Annotated in this window: 12 protein-coding genes; 11 read left to right on the forward strand and 1 reads right to left on the reverse strand. The window is 59.9% G+C overall.

Annotated features, from left to right (window positions below; genetic code table 11):
• Nucleotides 1-356: 356 nt before the first annotated feature.
• The 6 genes from FHP24_RS13075 (at nucleotide 357) to FHP24_RS13105 (ending at nucleotide 10,108) form a co-directional block, all read left to right on the forward strand.
• Nucleotides 357-527 (forward strand): hypothetical protein, encoded by a 171-nt coding sequence (locus FHP24_RS13075; RefSeq protein WP_342782341.1) that lies wholly within the window; start codon nucleotides 357-359, stop codon nucleotides 525-527.
• A 110-nt stretch (nucleotides 528-637) separates the two neighbouring features.
• Nucleotides 638-1,414 carry a DUF1194 domain-containing protein gene (locus tag FHP24_RS13080; protein WP_139676625.1) on the forward strand — a complete coding sequence of 259 codons (777 nt, stop codon included), beginning with the start codon at nucleotides 638-640 and terminating at the stop codon, nucleotides 1,412-1,414.
• Nucleotides 1,415-1,706: 292 nt separating this feature from the next.
• Nucleotides 1,707-4,496, forward strand: a complete 2,790-nt coding sequence (locus FHP24_RS13085; RefSeq protein WP_139676626.1) for a bifunctional aconitate hydratase 2/2-methylisocitrate dehydratase — start codon at nucleotides 1,707-1,709, stop codon at nucleotides 4,494-4,496.
• A gap of 748 nt (nucleotides 4,497-5,244) precedes the next feature.
• The gene (locus FHP24_RS13095) at nucleotides 5,245-5,592 is read left to right on the forward strand and encodes a FixH family protein (protein WP_246091735.1); all 348 of its coding nucleotides are present in this window, start codon (nucleotides 5,245-5,247) and stop codon (nucleotides 5,590-5,592) included.
• Complete coding sequence (locus FHP24_RS13100; RefSeq protein ID WP_139676629.1) at nucleotides 5,589-6,998, forward strand: efflux RND transporter periplasmic adaptor subunit; 1,410 nt, start codon at nucleotides 5,589-5,591, stop codon at nucleotides 6,996-6,998. Before FHP24_RS13095 ends, FHP24_RS13100 begins: the two co-directional genes overlap by 4 nt.
• Nucleotides 6,995-10,108, forward strand: coding sequence for an efflux RND transporter permease subunit (locus FHP24_RS13105; RefSeq protein ID WP_139676630.1), 3,114 nt, complete (start codon nucleotides 6,995-6,997; stop codon nucleotides 10,106-10,108). Before FHP24_RS13100 ends, FHP24_RS13105 begins: the two co-directional genes overlap by 4 nt.
• A gap of 79 nt (nucleotides 10,109-10,187) precedes the next feature.
• Here FHP24_RS13105 and FHP24_RS13110 read toward each other — a convergent pair whose 3' ends face one another.
• Nucleotides 10,188-10,922: an IclR family transcriptional regulator gene (locus tag FHP24_RS13110; protein ID WP_139676631.1), complete on the reverse strand. Its 735-nt coding sequence runs from the start codon at nucleotides 10,920-10,922 to the stop codon at nucleotides 10,188-10,190.
• Nucleotides 10,923-11,115: 193 nt separating this feature from the next.
• Between FHP24_RS13110 and FHP24_RS13115 the strand changes: the two genes are divergently transcribed.
• The 5 genes from FHP24_RS13115 to FHP24_RS13135 all read left to right on the forward strand — a co-directional run bounded on the left by FHP24_RS13115 (nucleotide 11,116) and on the right by FHP24_RS13135 (nucleotide 17,004).
• The gene (locus FHP24_RS13115; protein WP_139676632.1) at nucleotides 11,116-12,279 is read left to right on the forward strand and encodes a mandelate racemase/muconate lactonizing enzyme family protein; all 1,164 of its coding nucleotides are present in this window, start codon (nucleotides 11,116-11,118) and stop codon (nucleotides 12,277-12,279) included.
• A 70-nt stretch (nucleotides 12,280-12,349) separates the two neighbouring features.
• On the forward strand, nucleotides 12,350-14,011 hold the full coding sequence (locus FHP24_RS13120) for an ABC transporter substrate-binding protein (RefSeq protein WP_139676633.1): 1,662 nt from the start codon (nucleotides 12,350-12,352) through the stop codon (nucleotides 14,009-14,011).
• Nucleotides 14,012-14,075: 64 nt separating this feature from the next.
• On the forward strand, nucleotides 14,076-15,020 hold the full coding sequence (locus FHP24_RS13125; protein ID WP_139676634.1) for an ABC transporter permease: 945 nt from the start codon (nucleotides 14,076-14,078) through the stop codon (nucleotides 15,018-15,020).
• A 26-nt stretch (nucleotides 15,021-15,046) separates the two neighbouring features.
• Entirely contained in the window at nucleotides 15,047-16,000 is a 954-nt protein-coding gene (locus FHP24_RS13130) for an ABC transporter permease (RefSeq protein WP_139676635.1), read from the forward strand.
• Nucleotides 15,997-17,004 carry an ABC transporter ATP-binding protein gene (locus FHP24_RS13135; RefSeq protein ID WP_139676636.1) on the forward strand — a complete coding sequence of 336 codons (1,008 nt, stop codon included), beginning with the start codon at nucleotides 15,997-15,999 and terminating at the stop codon, nucleotides 17,002-17,004. Before FHP24_RS13130 ends, FHP24_RS13135 begins: the two co-directional genes overlap by 4 nt.
• The last annotated feature ends 4 nt before the right edge of the window (nucleotides 17,005-17,008 follow it).

Below are 17,008 nucleotides of genomic sequence, written 5' to 3' on the forward strand. Positions count from 1 at the left end.
TAGGGAGCAAAAACCAGATGCGAGCTTAGAGAGGCCAGTTGAAGCAAAAGGCCAAAGCTTCCCAGCATAGTGCCGGCCGTTCGGTGTTCTGCCCGGTAGGAATAGAGGAAAATGTGATAGCTGCACGCTTTCAGGAGTCGGTTTTTACCGATGAAAACTTGTCTTCTTTGAAATTGCTCACGTTTTTCTTGTCTCCGCGCCAATACTATTGAGGGATAGAGGATTCACGCGAACATGAACCTGTATTAGCATCGGTTCTGCGAGATGATTCGCAGTAAACGCTGATGATTAGCGAGGCTACATTGAACGCGCAAAGTCATGTACTGGATCATGGCAGTTCAATCGAACATTGGGCCATGAATCGCGCGCACCAGATCGTGGTGCATCAAGGCATGCGGCTCGTCGAGGCTGCCCAGAGCCTGGACCGAAAACAAACCAGCGCCAATACCTACGCTCTTCGCAAGGCGATCATGGATTGCCTGATCGAAGCGATGAAGGATGGCCCTCATCCGACGGCCGCTGAATAAGGCATCACTGAAAATTGAGGTCCGAGCCATGTCCGGGCCAGGGTAGGGGATCGCCTCTAGAGCATCCTGTGTTACAGTCCGGCATTCGACACTGCAGTGAATGGATTGCCATGCTCACAACACTTGCATTGTTAATGACCCTGTCCGCGACCAATACCTTGATGGCGCAAGGCGGGCAGGAAGTGGATGTCGAACTCGTGCTCGCGGTCGATACATCCCGATCGATGGACACCGAAGAAGCCCGCATCCAGCGCGAAGGTTACGTGTCGGCGCTGAAGCACAAAGAGTTCATCGACGCGGTCAAGACCGGGCTGACGGGCCGCATCGCCATCAGTTATTTCGAGTGGGCCGGTGATGTCGTTCCGGGTTCGGTGATAGACTGGCAGATCATCGAGAATGAACAGGATGCCATTGCCTTTGCCGACAAGGTAGAGGCACGGCCGGTCGAGATGCAGCGCCGCACGTCGATTTCGGCTGCAATCGTGCAGGGCGCGACCATGCTGATCTCCAATTCCTATCATGGCTTTCGACAGGTGATCGATGTGTCGGGTGACGGGCCGAACAATTCGGGCAATCCTGTTGTGCCTGCACGCGACAAGGCTGTCGAGGCCGGCATTGTCATCAACGGCCTGGCGATCATGCTGAGACCGTCGGGAACACCGGGCGGGCTCGATCAATATTACAGCGACTGTGTTGCGGGCGGGCCGGGCTCGTTCGTTCTGCCGGTTCATGACATCGACGATTTCGGTGTCGCGGTCCGTCGCAAACTGGTGATGGAAGTCAGTGGCATCGAACCGCAGCCATTGGTTCGCCGTATTGCCGACAAACCGCCCAGAAGCGATTGCCTGGTTGGTGAAAAGCAGTGGCAGGATATGTTCGACCGCTGAGACAGATCTGGTGTCAACTATCGCGGAGGCGCTGTCTAATGTCTTCGCTGTCGGTCAGATCGGGAAAGCCGGATGGGCTGAAATCGATGGCTTCCGTAAATCGGGTCCGTTAAGAATGCGCTCGGCCGTTGTTGACCGGGCAAGGCTGACGCCGAAGGACTACATTTACCGAAATGCGGTATCTTGTCACACGGGCTCGGTTGACGTACTCCAAATCCGAAGGCCTCGGGCCGCATAAATCGTTCGGTGGCGCTGCGTTTCAGCGCCAAAAGCTAATGACGTTGGGACTGTGATGAACCTGTATTCCGATTACCTGGCTGAAATTAAAAGCAGAGAAACCCAAGGGCTTGCCCCCAAGCCGATCGATGATGGCGCGCTCGTCGCAGAAATCATCACCCTGATCAGGGATACCGGAAACGAACACCGGAAAGACGCCCTGAAGTTCTTCATTTACAACACCCTGCCCGGCACCACGAGCGCCGCGGGTATCAAGGCAGCTTTCCTCAAGCAGATCATCCTGGGCGAAACACTCGTCCCCGAGATCACACCGACCTTTGCCCTCGAATTGCTGTCGCATATGAAAGGCGGCCCTTCGATCGGAGTGCTGCTCGACATCACGCTCGGCAATGACGCGGAGATCGCCAAACAGGCGGGCGAAGTTCTGAAGACGCAGGTCTTCCTTTATGACGCCGACATGTTCCGGCTGCGCGATGCCTACAAGGCGGGCAATCTTATCGCCAAGGATGTTCTCGAAAGCTACGCCAAGGCCGAGTTCTTCACCAAGCTTCCGGATGTCGAGGACGAGATCAAGGTCGTGACCTTCATCGCTGCCGAAGGCGATATCTCGACCGACCTTCTGTCGCCGGGCAACCAGGCGCATTCGCGCTCCGACCGCGAACTGCATGGTCAGTGTATGATCACGCCGGAAGCGCAGGCGGAAATCGTCGCGCTTCAGAAGCAGCATCCGGACAAGCGGGTGATGATGATTGCCGAAAAGGGCACGATGGGCGTTGGCTCGTCGCGTATGTCCGGCGTCAACAACGTTGCGCTGTGGACCGGCAAGCAGTCCAGCCCCTATGTGCCCTTCGTCAACTTCGCGCCGGTCGTTGCCGGCACGAACGGTATTTCGCCGATCTTCGCGACCACCGTCGACGTGACGGGCGGCATCGGCGTCAACCTGAAGAACTGGGTCAAGAAGCTCGACGAGAACGGCAAGCCGATCCTCAATAATGAAGGCAACCCGATCCTCGAGCAGAAATATTCGGTCGCGACCGGTACGGTTCTGAAGATCGACGCCAAGAACAAGAAGCTCCGCGACGAGAACGGCGAAGAGCTGGTCGATGTCGCCTCCGCCTTCACGCCGCAGAAGATGGAGTTCATGAAGGCGGGCTCGTCCTACGCCATCGTCTTCGGCAAGAAGCTCCAGACATTTGCCGCCCAGACGCTGGGCGTAGAAGCCACCCCGGTCTTTGCTCCGAACAAGGAACTCTCGGTCGAAGGCCAGGGCCTGACTGCGGTCGAAAAGATCTTCAACCGCAATGCCGTCGGCTTGACGCCGGGCAAGGTTCTGCATGCCGGTTCCGACGTTCGCGTCACCGTCAACATCGTCGGTTCGCAGGACACGACCGGCCTGATGACGGCACAGGAACTGGAAGCGATGGCGGCAACCGTCATTTCGCCGCTGGTCGATGGCGCCTATCAGTCGGGCTGCCACACAGCATCCGTCTGGGACAAGAAGGCTCAGGTCAATATTCCGAAGCTGATGTCCTTCATGAACAATTTCGGCGTCATCACCGCGCGTGACCCGAAGGGCGTCTATCATTCGATGACGGACGTGATCCACAAGGTGCTGAACGACATCACCGTGGACGACTGGGCGATCATCATCGGCGGCGACAGCCATACGCGCATGTCCAAGGGCGTCGCCTTCGGCGCGGATTCGGGCACCGTGGCGCTGGCGCTTGCCACCGGCGAAGCGACCATGCCGATCCCGCAGTCGGTCAAGGTCACCTTCAAGGGCACGATGCAGCCCTATATGGACTTCCGCGACGTGGTGCATGCCACCCAGGCGCAGATGCTCAAGCAGCATGGCGATAACGTCTTCCAGGGCCGTATCATCGAAGTGCATATCGGCACGCTGCTCGCCGACCAGGCCTTCACGTTTACCGACTGGACGGCCGAGATGAAGGCCAAGGCGTCGATCTGCATTTCCGAGGACGAGACGCTGATCGAGTCTTTGGAAATCGCCAAGTCGCGTATCCAGATCATGATCAACAAGGGCATGGACAATGCCGCCCAGACGCTGCAGGGCCTGATCGACAAGGCGGATGCCCGCATTGCCGAGATCCGCTCGGGCGAAAAGCCGGCTCTGAAGCCGGACGACAACGCGAAATATTTCGCCGAAGTCGTCGTCGATCTCGACATCATCGACGAGCCGATGATCGCCGACCCGGACGTTAACAATGCCGACGTGTCGCGCCGCTACACCCACGATACGATCCGCCCGGTTTCCTATTACGGCGGCACCAAGAAGGTCGACCTCGGCTTCGTCGGTTCGTGCATGGTTCACAAGGGCGACATGAAGATCGTCGCCCAGATGCTGAAGAACATCGAAAAGGTCAACGGCAAGGTCGAGTTCAAGGCGCCGCTCGTCGTCGCTGCACCGACCTACAACATCATCGATGAGCTGAAGGCTGAAGGCGACTGGGAAATCCTGCAGAAGTATTCGGGCTTCGAATTCGACGACCTGAAGCCGAAGACGTCCAACCGCACCGAATACGAGAACATTCTCTATCTCGAGCGTCCGGGCTGCAACCTGTGCATGGGCAACCAGGAAAAGGCGGAAAAGGGCGACACCGTTCTTGCCACCTCGACCCGTCTGTTCCAGGGCCGTGTGGTTGAAGACACGGCCGAGAAGAAGGGTGAATCGCTGCTGGCCTCCACGCCGCTGGTGGTGCTGTCGGCGATCCTTGGCCGCACGCCGAGCATCGAGGAGTATCGCGTCGCGGTCGAAGGCATCAACCTGACCAAGTTCGCGCCGCCGAAGACCACGCCGATCGACAGCCTGTCGGTTCACTACTAAGGTTCTGAGCCTGGTATTCAGAGACCCGGGAAGGCAATGCCTTCCCGGGTCTCTGCACGTTTACGGCTGGTGGCATGGGCCGTCTGTTAGGCTAGCCTGCGATCTTTTGGCCTATTCCTCACACTTTGCATTCGCGGGATAGTTCAGCCGATAGCTGGAAACAGGTTCTTCATCTGGTTGCAGATGAGGAATGCGCCATGAGATATATTCGCAATCTCTTTTTTATAATTATCTTGCTCTCAATGGGAGTTGGCGGCGAAGTCGCGCTCCCGTCTGCCGGGGCGGAACCGGCGCATTCGTCTCATATGACTTCCGACCGGATGCAGGTTTCGATCGTCGAAGATCATGCGAACTGTAATCAGCCTTGCCCCGAAATGCATCAAAGCACCGACACCCAGCATCATCACACCTGCCCGTCGGCGCTTTTGTGTGCACCTCCCATCGCTTCGATACCGTCTGCTGCGGCTTCGGAGATGAAATTTGTCTTGCAGCCTGTCCGGTATGACCTGTCACCTGCGCAACAGATGACATCTGCGACGATCGCCCCTGTCGGACCACCTCCCAAAGCCTGATCTCTGTCGAAACTGGACCGCCCTCTGATTGAAGGCCGAACGCACGCGCGTTTGGTCGCGTCGGATGGCCTGCACTTTCACTTCGCGACGCAAGAACATACGTCGCAGCGAGATCCAAAATCATGAACAGAATATTGTTTTCCGGGAGGGCAATGCTCCTCCTCGGCCTCTTGGCCATGAACCCCGTCAGCGCGAGCGCAGCTGCACAGGATTACGAAGCTGCTCTCCTGAACACAGACATCAAACAAAGCCGGGATGCGATGGTCGAGGTTCGTCTGACGGACCTGCATACGGGTGCCCCCGTCGCGGATGCCATCATCTTCAGCACAGTTCTGGACATGGCTCCTGATGGGATGCCGGACATGGGCACGGCCATCGAGCCTTTGGGGTCGAGCGAACCGGGTATCTACCACTTCAAGGCGAACCTTTCGATGGCGGGCGGTTGGCGCTTGCGGATCGGTGTGATGATCCAGGGCGAGCCGGAGCCTGTCGAGCGCGATCTTATCCTCAAGGTGTCGCCATGATCTGGCTACCACATTTCGGAACGGTCCTTGCCGTCGCGGTCGTCGTAAGCTCCGGCGGTTATCCGGCTCTCGCTGAGGAGCTTCATTCGGGAGCGTCGCATAGCGCCACAACCGGCGCTGCAAATGAACATTCACATCAGGACGGACGTATTCTCTACTATCGGCATCCCGATGGATTGCCGCAATTCTTGGCCCTGCCGAAATCCACGGATGACGGCAGGGCGTATCTTGCGGTGCGGGAGAAGCCCGCGGAAGCAAGCGCCAATGCTCCGGCCGACAAGCCCGCAACCGACGTTCAGGCGCTGTCCAATCCCGCCACGCCCCGGCGCATTCTTTATTACCGCAATCCGATGGGCCTCGGCGACACGTCGCCGGTGCCGAAGAAGGATAATATGGGCATGCACTACGTGCCCGTTTTCGCCGGCGAGCAGCAGGGTGGCTCGGCGGTAAGGCTATCTCCCGGCAAGCTGCAACGGACGGGAGTGAAAACCTCGATCGCCGGGGTGGCCCGGATAGGGCGCGCAGTCCGGGTTCCCGCGACGGTGACACTGGACGAAACCCGCGTCAGCGTGATTTCGATGCGCACCGACGCATTTATCGACGCGGTGTCGAATGTGACGACGGGGGACCGGATCGAGAAGGGGCAGGTGCTTTTCGGTTTCTATTCCAGGGAGATTGCCACCGCCGGAACGGAATATGCCGCGCCGGGAGGCGATCGGGCCGGTTCCGCCCTTCGCCTGAAAAATCTCGGCGTGCCGGACGAAGCGATCAGCACGATCGCCGAAAGGCGGCAGGTGCCATCGACTATCGACTATGCCTCGCCCCGGGATGGGATAGTCCTCGAACGGCTTGCCATACCCGGCATGATGGCCAAGCCGGGGGACGTGCTGTTTCGCATCGCGGATATGTCCCACCTCTGGGTTCTGGCCGATCTTCCGGAATATGACCTGAATTCCGTTCGGGTTGGTGCTGATGTGCGGTTGACCGTCCGCAGCCTGCCCGGGCGGACATTCCATGGCACAATCGATCTCATCTACCCGCAGGTCGACAGCCAGACGCGGACGACGAAAGTCCGTATCGGACTGCCCAATCCGGATGGCGTGCTGCTCGTCAACATGTATGCGGAGGCGGAAATCGACGCGCGGTCCGACGACCCCGTGGTCGCGGTTCCGAGCAGCGCGGTGATCGACACGGGGGATCGCAAGCTCGTGTTCCTCGACAAGGGAGAAGGCCGTTTCGAACCTCGGGACGTCACGCTTGGTGCTCGCGGCGATACGCAGACCGAAATCACAACCGGCATCAAGGCTGGTGACCATGTCGTGGTTGCCGCCAACTTCCTACTCGATGCCGAAAGCAACCTCAATTCGGCGCTCAGCGCGATGACGACGGGGGACGCGAAACAATGATCGCCCGTGTCATATCCTGGTCCGCCCACAATCTCGTTCTCATCTTCGTCGGTGCCGTATTGGCGGTCGCCAGCGGCGTATACGCCTTGAGGTCGTTGCCGCTCGACGCCATACCCGATCTCTCCGACGTTCAGGTCATCGTCTATACCGATTATCCCGGCCAGGCGCCGCAGGTCGTCGAAGATCAGGTCACCTATCCGCTGACGACATCCATGCTGACCGTGCCGAAATCCAAAGTAGTGCGTGGTTTCTCCTTTTTCGGCGCGTCCTTCGTCTACGTGATCTTCGAGGATGGCACAGATCCCTATTGGGCGCGCAGCCGTGTGCTCGAATATCTCAATGTCGCACAAAGCCGGCTACCGGACGGCATCACGCCGACGCTCGGTCCCGATGCGACGGGTGTCGGCTGGGTCTATCAATATGCAGTAGTGGCGAAAGAGATGTCGCTTGCACAACTGCGGTCTTTGCAGGACTGGGTCGTGCGTTTCGCGGTGTCGAAATCCGAAGGTGTTGCCGAAGTCGCCAGCGTCGGCGGTTTCGTCAAGCAATATTCCATCGTCGTCGATCCTGCGAGGCTGAAGGCCCAGGATATCTCGCTGAACGATATCGCCAATGCCGTGCGCGCCAGCAATACGGATGTCGGTGGGCGTACGGTCGAGCTGTCCGAATTCGAGTTCATGGTCCGCGGACACGGTTATCTCAAAGGCATCGGCGATATCGAAAATATCGTTCTCAAAACCATGGGCGGCACGCCGCTGCGGCTTGGCGATATCGCAAGGGTCGAGTTGGTTCCCGACGAAAGGCGCGGGATCACCGAACTCAACGGCGACGGCGAGGTTGCGAGCGGCATCGTGCTGCAGCGGTTCGGGGCGAATGCCCTGTCGGTCATCGACAATGCCAAGGCAAGTCTCGAGGGCGTGAAGGGCAGCCTGCCGGAAGGAACCGAAATCGTCCCGGTCTACGATCGCTCGCAACTGATCGAGGCGGCGATCGAGACCCTCAGGGGCACGCTTGTGGAAGAGGCGATCGTTGTCGCGCTCGTCACGATCGTCTTTCTCCTGCATGTCCGCAGCGCGCTTGTGGCTATCATCATGTTGCCGGTTGGCGTGCTGATGGCCTTCATCGCCATGCATTTTCTCCATATCGGGGCCAATATCATGAGCCTCGGGGGTATCGCGATCGCCATCGGGGCGATGATCGATGCGGCGATCGTGATGATCGAAAACGCCCACAAACATCTGGAGCGTGCGCCGCCGGACAAGCCGCGCATCGATATTCTGGTCGAGGCGGCAAGCGAGGTCGGTCCGGCTCTTTTCTTCAGTCTGCTGATCATCACCGTCTCCTTCCTGCCGATCTTCACGCTGGAATCGCAGGAAGGGCGGCTGTTCAGCCCGCTTGCTTTCACCAAGACATTCTCGATGGCGGCGGCGGCACTTCTGTCGATAACCCTGGTGCCGGCTTTGATGGTTGTCTTCGTCAGGGGGCGGATCGTGCCGGAGCACAGGAACCCGATCAATCGCTTGCTGATCTGGATCTATCGCCCCGTCATTGCGTGTGTGCTGAAAGCAAAAGTGCTGACGATCATGGCGGCGCTCGTCGTGCTCGGCGCCACGGTCTGGCCGATCCAGCATATCGGCAGCGAGTTCATGCCGGATCTGGACGAAGGCACGCTGATGTATATGCCGACCACCTTGCCGGGACTTTCGGTCACCAAGGCGGCGGAACTGCTGCAGAGCCAGGACCGGATCATTAAGTCCTTTCCGGAGGTCGAGAGCGTCTTCGGCAAGGCCGGGCGGGCGCTGACCGCGACGGATCCGGCGCCGGTCGAGATGTTCGAGACGATCATCACGCTGAAGCCGAAATCCGAATGGCGGCCCGACGTGACGACGGCCAGCCTGAAACAGGAAATGGATGCAGCGCTGCAGTTTCCGGGCGTGGCCAATGCCTGGACGATGCCGATCCGCGCCCGCATCGACATGCTGTCGACGGGGATCCGCACGCCGATCGGGGTGAAGGTCTATGGCACCGATCTGAAGGAGATGGAGACGGTCGCCCGGCAGATCGAGACGGTGCTGAAGACGATACCCGGAACGTCGAGCGCTTATGCGGAACGGGTTATCGGCGGTTATTATCTCGATATCGTGCCGGAGCGGACGGCGCTTGGTCGTTACGGCCTTACGATCGGCGATGTCCAGGACGTGGTTTCGACGGCGCTGGGCTCGGAAGTGGTGACGTCGACGGTGGAAGGCCGGGAGCGATACGGTGTGGCGATCCGTTATCCGCGTGCCTCCCGCAGCGATCCGCAGTCGATCGCAAGGGACGTGCTCGTCTCGTTGCCCGGCGGGGGAACCGTGCCGCTCGGCGAAGTGGCAGAGGTTAGCCTGACGCGCGGCGCGACGACGGTGCGCACCGAAAACGGCCAGCTCGCCGTCTATATCTATGTCGACATTACGGGTCGCGATCTCGGGGGTTATGTCGCCGAGGCTCAGCAGGCGGTAGCGGCACGGGTGTCGCTTCCGACAGGGTATTCCGTGGCCTGGAGCGGCCAGTTCGAATATCTCGAACGGGCTGCGGCGCGGCTGTCCATCGTGGTTCCGCTGACGCTGGCGCTGATATTCCTGCTACTCTACCTGAACTTCAGGGCACTGACGGAAACCTTGATCGTCATGCTTTCGCTGCCCTTCGCGCTGGTCGGCGGCATCTGGCTGATGTGGTGGCTGGGGTTTAACGCGTCTGTTGCGGTTGCCGTGGGGTTCATCGCACTTGCGGGCGTCGCCGCGGAGACGGGCGTGATCATGCTGATCTATCTCGACCACGCATTGAAGGAGCGGCGTGTCCGGTGCGAAAATGAGAGCCGGCTAATGACCAGAAGCGACCTGCATCACGCCATCATGGTCGGTGCTGTCGAGCGTGTGCGTCCGAAGATGATGACCGTGGTCGCCATCATGGCAGGTCTCTTGCCCATTCTGTGGAGTACCGGGGCAGGGGCCGAGATCATGCAGCGCATAGCGGTGCCGATGATCGGCGGCATGGTATCCTCGACACTGCTGACCCTGATCGTCATTCCGGCGATCTATGCTTTGATCAAGGGGAGGGGGCTATCGGGGTAGCGCCCCTTGTTCGTTCGGCACCACCAAAGCCGATCCCGAAACGGAGCTGGAAACGAGATGCGCAGCGAGCGCACTCGTTTCACGTCCGTTTATCTGCCGACGTGCCGGTGGATGTGGTGAAACCCGAGCGTCCGACCTCGGTTTGGGCGATACCGGCAAATCTGAGGAAATCCTCGTCGGACACATCGACGCTGAGAGCGTTGATCGTCACCGTTCCCAGAAAGTTGCCGTCCGCCTCGAACAGAGGGATCGAGATCGACGCATAATGGCGCAGCCGCTCTCCGCGCGAGATGGCATATCCTTTGTCGCGAACATCCTGATAGAGCGGATTTTCGGGCTCCGAAAAGGCCAGCAGCACGCGTGCTGCCGAACCGCCATGCGACAGGGATACCGACGCGCCGACATCGACGAAATAGCTGTGGTTGCGGTTGACGCGGCTGCGCACCAGACACAGACGATTGCCCTCGGTACGAATGTAGAACGCCGTCACCTGATGGATCTGATCGCTGGTCCGGTTGAGCGGCTCGGCGATCCGGTTGACCAGATTTGAGGTCGCCTTGAAGATTGCGGCCAGCCGCATGTTCATTGGCCCTGGCGAATAACTGCCATCCGCATGTCGTTCCAGAAAGCCCCAATTCGATAGCGATTTCAGCGCCCTGAGTGTCGTCGCCTTGTCCAGGCCCGAGACTTCCGAGATCTCGCGCAGATGCATCTGGCTGCGCTCCATGGTGAACAGGCTGAGGATCAGCAGTCCCCGGTCGAGGACGCCTGCGGGCGGTGCATTGTCGGAGTTTTCGGCCGGATCGAGTGTCATCGGAACATCCTAGTCATCGCGCAAATCTTGACAAGCAAGCTCTGTGCGTTTTATTAAATGAAATAGATATCATTGAATGAAACAGTTTGCTACCGTTTTATTCGCTTGAGCAAAAACCTTCCATTCTTTCGCAAAAGATTGGAAATCCGTTCTCTAGTGAATTGATGGACAACATCGAGGCGATCACGGGCACATGAAAATCACATCGGTCGAGCCAATCTTTGCGGACATTTTCCTGTTCGTTCGCATCACCACCGACAAGGGCATCGTCGGATACGGCGAGTGCGGCACCTGGGGACATTACGATGCGGCTGCTGCCGCCATCCAGCGTTTCGGGCGTTTTCTCGAAGGGCAGGACCCGACAACGATCGAGCGGCACTGGAATGTGATGCTGCGTGCCAACCACTATACGGGTGCTGCAATCAACGGCGCGGTGTCCGCCATCGACATGGCGCTTTGGGATATCAAGGGCAAGGCGCTGGGCGTGCCCGTGCATGAGCTGCTCGGCGGGCGCATGCGCGATCGCGTGCGCCTTTATGCCTGGGTCAAGGGACGCAGCGCCGACGAATTCGTCGAGCAGGCGTTACTGCGCAAGGAGCAGGGATTTACCGCGATCGGTCATCTCAATCCGCTGATGGATGATGCCGACAGTGTCCATTACCGCTCGCATGCCTCGCAGATGCAGGCGGGCGCCGAGCTCGTCGAGCGGGTCCGCAAGGCCGTCGGACTCGAGGTCGATATCTGCCTCGAGCTGCATCGCCGCCTGTCGGTGCCGGAGGCGATCACGCTTGCCCGTCTGGTCGAGCCGTCACTGCCGCTGTTTTACGAAGATCCGGTCAAGCCGGCCTCGATCCCGGCCATGGCACGGGTTGCCGAAAAGATCGCCATCCCGATCGCCACTGGTGAGCGTTTCATCAATATCCAGCAGTTCCAGGAATTGCTCGATACTCGCGCGGCCGAATATCTGCGCGTTTCCGTTGGCGTCTGCGGCGGTATAACTGCCGCCAAGAAGATCGCCGCCATGGCGGAAGCCAGCGATGCCTTGATTGCTCCGCACAATCCGGTCGGCCCGATCGGGCTTGCGGCCTGCCTGCAGATCAATGCGGTGATCCCCAATTTCGCCATTCAGGAATATCCGCTCGGCACGCCGCATATCGACCAGCGCACGGGTCTCGCCGGCGAGGACATGCTCGTCGACTTTCCCAAAGCCGAAGGCGGTTTTCTTGCCATCCCCGATGGTCCGGGTCTTGGCGTCGAGCTGCGGCCGGGTTTCGAGGAAAAATTCCCGCGCCGCGAGCGCCCGATCCAGAACATCAAGATGCGCGCCCATTTCGACGGCTCCGTCGTCGATCACTGACATTGCCTTTCATCGCATTTGACGGCCGCTGGCGAAATGCCGCGATCTCAACCTGATCAGGAGACGTAACATGGACAATGATTTTGGAAACCGCGGCAGCAACGGTTTGCTGGCGATGAACCGCCGGCAGTCGCTGAAGCTGCTGGGCATCGGTAGCCTGGCGCCGCTGGCCGGAGGCCTTTTCGCACGCCAGGCCTTTGCGACCGAGAATGACATACTGCGCATCATTCACCCGGCCTTTTCGTCCGATTGGTCGCCTCTGCGCGGTGGCGGTCAGAGTTATCGGCTGAATTCGTTCTGGGTTGCAGCCCCGCTCTATTATTCCGGCAAGGGCGAGTTGAAGCCTTACATCTTCGCAAAATGGAGCGCCAACGCCGACAATACGGTCTGGCAGTTCGAGATTGCCGAAAAGGCGCGCTTCTCCGATGGCAGCCCGATCACGGCGGCCGACGTCAAGGGTTCGTGGGAACTGGCGGCCATGCCGGCCACCAAGAACCAGCGTATCGATCAGGTGCTTTCCACGGTTCAGGGTTACGGCCCGATCACCGGCGGCAAGGCGACCGTACTCGAGGGCGTGGTTGCCCTCAACGATCGTACGGTCGAGGTGCGGTTGAGCGCGCAGGACCCAATGTTTGCGGCAAAACTTGCCAATCATCTGGCACCGATCGTCAAGGTGTCGCTGGCGCGTGGCGCCGACGGCAATGAAGTGCCCGGCTGGTGGAACCCGACCGATCATGCCGTCGTGGTCAGCGGTCCTTTCGTGCCGGTCAAGATGGATCTCGATGCCGGAACCTTCGTTTTCGAACGCAATGCCAATTTTTCCGGCCCCGCACCATCGCTGCGCCGCATCGAGGTTCAGGTCATCGAAGATGCCTCGACGGCAACGGCTGCCCTCAAGTCGGGCCAGTTCGATGTCCACACCCTGATCCAGACAACGACGCTGATCGACGATCTCGGTGCGGATTTCCTCTCCGGTCCGCTGGCGCCGGAAGGCGATCATTTCTGGCTGAACATCAGCCGCAAGCCGACCGACGATATCAACGTGCGCAAGGCGCTGATTTCGGCGGTGGATCGCGAGCAGCTGTGGAAGCTCACCTTTCCGCAAGGACCGGAAGTGCGCGCAACGCAGATCCTGACGGCGGTGCCGGGCATCGATCCGAATTTCCGCGAACTGCCCTTCGATCCGGATGCGGCGCGCCGTTTTCTGGCGCAGTCGAGTTATGGCAGTGCGGCGGCATTCCCGCGCATCAACTTTGTCGGCATTTCCCGTCAGGTTGCCGAAGCGGCCGCCCAGTATATTGCCGAACAGTGGCGCACGGTGCTTGGCGTCGAGTCGGTTGCCATGAAGCCGCAGATCGACAAGTTCGAAGGCCCGGACCAGAACCGCGTCCAGATCTTTCGTGACAATGTCGGCACCCGCGTTTCCGACAGCACGACCTACCTGCGTGGCATCGTCCATTCCTCGTCATCGAATGCCAAGAACAAGCTCGGCGGCTACAAGAATGAGCAGGTGGACGCATTGCTGGACAAGGCGGCCATTCTTGCCGCAGGCTCTGAAGAACGGCTGGCGCTCGCCCGTCAGGCGCAGCAGCTGGCAGTCGACGATACCATTTACATTCCGTGGGCCTACCGCAACATGCCGCAGATGGCGATGCCGTGGGTCAAGGGCATCGAGAAAAACATGGACTGGCAGGTCAGCGAGCCCTGGAACGTCACCGTAAGCCGCAGCTAAGCCGACTGCATGGCTGCGCGCTTTCCAGGGTTCGCAGCCATGCCCCGGTTTTCAGAGGAATTGAATGGCCTTCTTCATTCTCAAGCGTGTGCTGACATGGATACCGTCGATCTTGGTCGTCATGTTCGGCATTTACGCGCTGGCCTTTTATGGCGCCGGCGACCCTATCAAGCTGATGTTCCTCAGCGCGCCGGGCGACGTCGCTTATGATCCGGCCCGTATCGACGCCATTCGCGAAGTGGCCGGGCTCAACCGGCCGTTCCTCGCACAGTTCGGCTCCTATCTGTGGAACCTGCTGCACGGCGATCTTGGCAATTCGCTGGTTTCGGGCCGCGCGGTCAGCTCCATCATCGCGGTCGCCGCACCGGTTTCGCTTCAACTCGGTCTGGTCACCATCGTGGTCACGGCGCTTGTCGGTGTGCCCCTCGGCATGGCTTGCGCCTTCCATCAGGGGCGGGCACTCGACAATGTAGTAACGTCCGTGGCGCTGCTGTTATGGGCGGTCCCCGCCTATGTCATCGGCCCGCTGATGCTGGTGTCGCTGATCATCCTGCGACCGGGTGAAACACTGCCGATCGGATGGGGTGGTCTCACCGATCCGCGGGTCATCCTGCCGGTTCTGGTTCTGGCCCTGCAGCCGATTGCGTTGATCCAGCGCCAGACGCGCGCCGCCGTGATCGACATCCTTTCCGAAAATTTCATTCGCACCGCGATTGCCAAGGGTGTGCCGCGTTTTCGCATCGCCGTCGATCACGTCATGCGGCCGGTTCTGACACCGATCGTCACTCAGCTCGGCATCATCCTGATCACCTTCATCAACGGCGCGATCTTCGTGGAAGTGGTGTTCGGCCTGCCTGGGCTCGGACGCCTGACGATCAGCGCCATGACGGATTCGGACTATCCGGTGATCATGGCCTTGGTGCTGATCGGTACGGTGGCGGTGCTGTCGGCCAATCTTCTCGTCGAAGTGCTCTATCCGCTTCTCGACCCGCGCGTGCAGGCAAGGTGAGGGCAGCCATGACCGGACAATCCTCCATGACATCGCAGACTGAGCCCGACACGGCCAAACAGGCACCCGCCGGTCTCGGCCGTGACGCCTGGCTGCGGCTTCGTCGCAACCGGCTGGCCATGCTCGGCCTCGTCATCATCGCATTTTATCTCTGTGCCGCCATCTTCGGGCCGTGGCTGATGCCCTATGATTTTGCCCAGCAGGATCTCGCCCATGTCAATTCGGGTCCCAGCCCCATCCATTGGCTTGGCACCGACAATCTCGGTCGCGACCTGTTTGCCCGTATCGTCGGTGGTGCGCGCACCGCCCTGATTGTCGCCTTCTTCGTGACCATGCTCTCGTTTTCCATCGGTGCGATTGCCGGTGCGGTCTCTGGCTTTGTGGGGGGGATGACCGACCGCACGATCATGTGGCTGACCGACGTCACCATGGCGGTTCCCAGCCTGTTGCTGGTGGTGGTCATCAACACGTCGCTGACGCCGCTTCTCAGCGGCTGGATGGAAGACCTTTTCCTCAAAACCGGCAATCCGATGTTTCGTGACACCACGTTCCTCGACCTGTCGTTGGTTTTCGGCACGATAGCGCTGATCAAATGGCCACAATATGCACGGCTGATGCGGGCGCAGGTTCTGTCCATCCGCAATGCCAATTATGTCACCGCGGCCATCGCGCTTGGGCTGCCGCCCACGACGATCATCCGCTCTTTTGTCGTGCCCAATGCACTCGGACCCGTTATCGTCGCCGTCAGTTTCGGTCTCGGCACGGCCATGGTGCTGGAAAGCTCGTTCAGTTTCCTTGGCATCGGTGTCCAGCCGCCGACGCCCAGTTGGGGTCGGATGATCGCCGACGGCATGCGCGTTTGGGGTGCCTATCCGCATCTTCTTATCGTGCCGGCACTGGCGCTTGCGATCATCACCATGGCTTTTGCCTTTGTCGGTGACGGCCTGAACGATGCGCTCAATCCCAAGGGCAAAAAATGACGGACGCCATCAGCAAAACCCCGCTGCTCGCGGTTCGCGATCTGCGCGTGGCGCGGCAGACCGAAACCGGCGAGGTGGAAATCGTCACCGGCATCGACCTGACGCTGAACGAGGGCGAGGTTCTCGGCATCGTCGGTGAATCCGGCTGCGGCAAGAGCGTTTCCATGCTCAGCCTGCTCGGCATCCTGCCGCCGGCGCTGCGGGTCAGCTCCGGCAGCGCCGTGTTCGAGGGCGAGGATCTTTTTGCCCAGGAGGAATCGAGACTGGCGAAGCTGCGGGGAAGCCGCATCGGTTTCGTTTTCCAGGACCCGATGACATCGCTGAACCCTGTCATGACGATCGGTGCGCAGCTGAGCGAACCCTTGCGGTACCATGCCGGTCTCGGACGGAAAGAGGCGTGGGCGGAAGCCGGCAGACTTCTGTTGCTGGTCGGCATTCCGGGTGGCGAAAGCCGCCTTTCGAGTTATCCGCATCAGTTATCCGGCGGCATGCGCCAGCGGGTGATGATCGCCATGAGCATTGCCTGTCGGCCAAGCCTGCTGATTGCCGATGAACCGACCACCGCGCTGGACGTCACCACACAGGCGCAGATCGTCGATCTGATCTTCGACATCCGCCGCCAGTTCGGCCTGTCCGTCATCTGGGTATCGCACGACCTCGCGCTGCTGTCGCAGATCGCCGATCGGATCGCGGTCTTTTATTCCGGGCGTATCGTCGAGGAAGGCACAGCCGAGCAGATCTGTTCTGCGCCGGTTCATCCCTATACCCAAGCATTGATATCATCGATGCCGGTGGCAAATCGCGGCGAGGGTCGCCGGTTGAAGACCATCGACGGACTGCCGCCCGATCCCGCGCGCCGCCCGGTCGGTTGTGCGTTTGCACCACGTTGCGAACGGCGCGAAGCGCGATGTCTCGTCGCGCCGCCGGCTCTCCTGCCGATGGATGGGGAACGTCGGGCGGCTTGTTTCGTGGCGCATGACGAAGCAAGGGAGCTTGTTCGATGACAGA

It is taken from the genome of Aliirhizobium smilacinae (assembly GCF_006335145.1).
Classification (GTDB): domain Bacteria; phylum Pseudomonadota; class Alphaproteobacteria; order Rhizobiales; family Rhizobiaceae; genus Neorhizobium; species Neorhizobium smilacinae.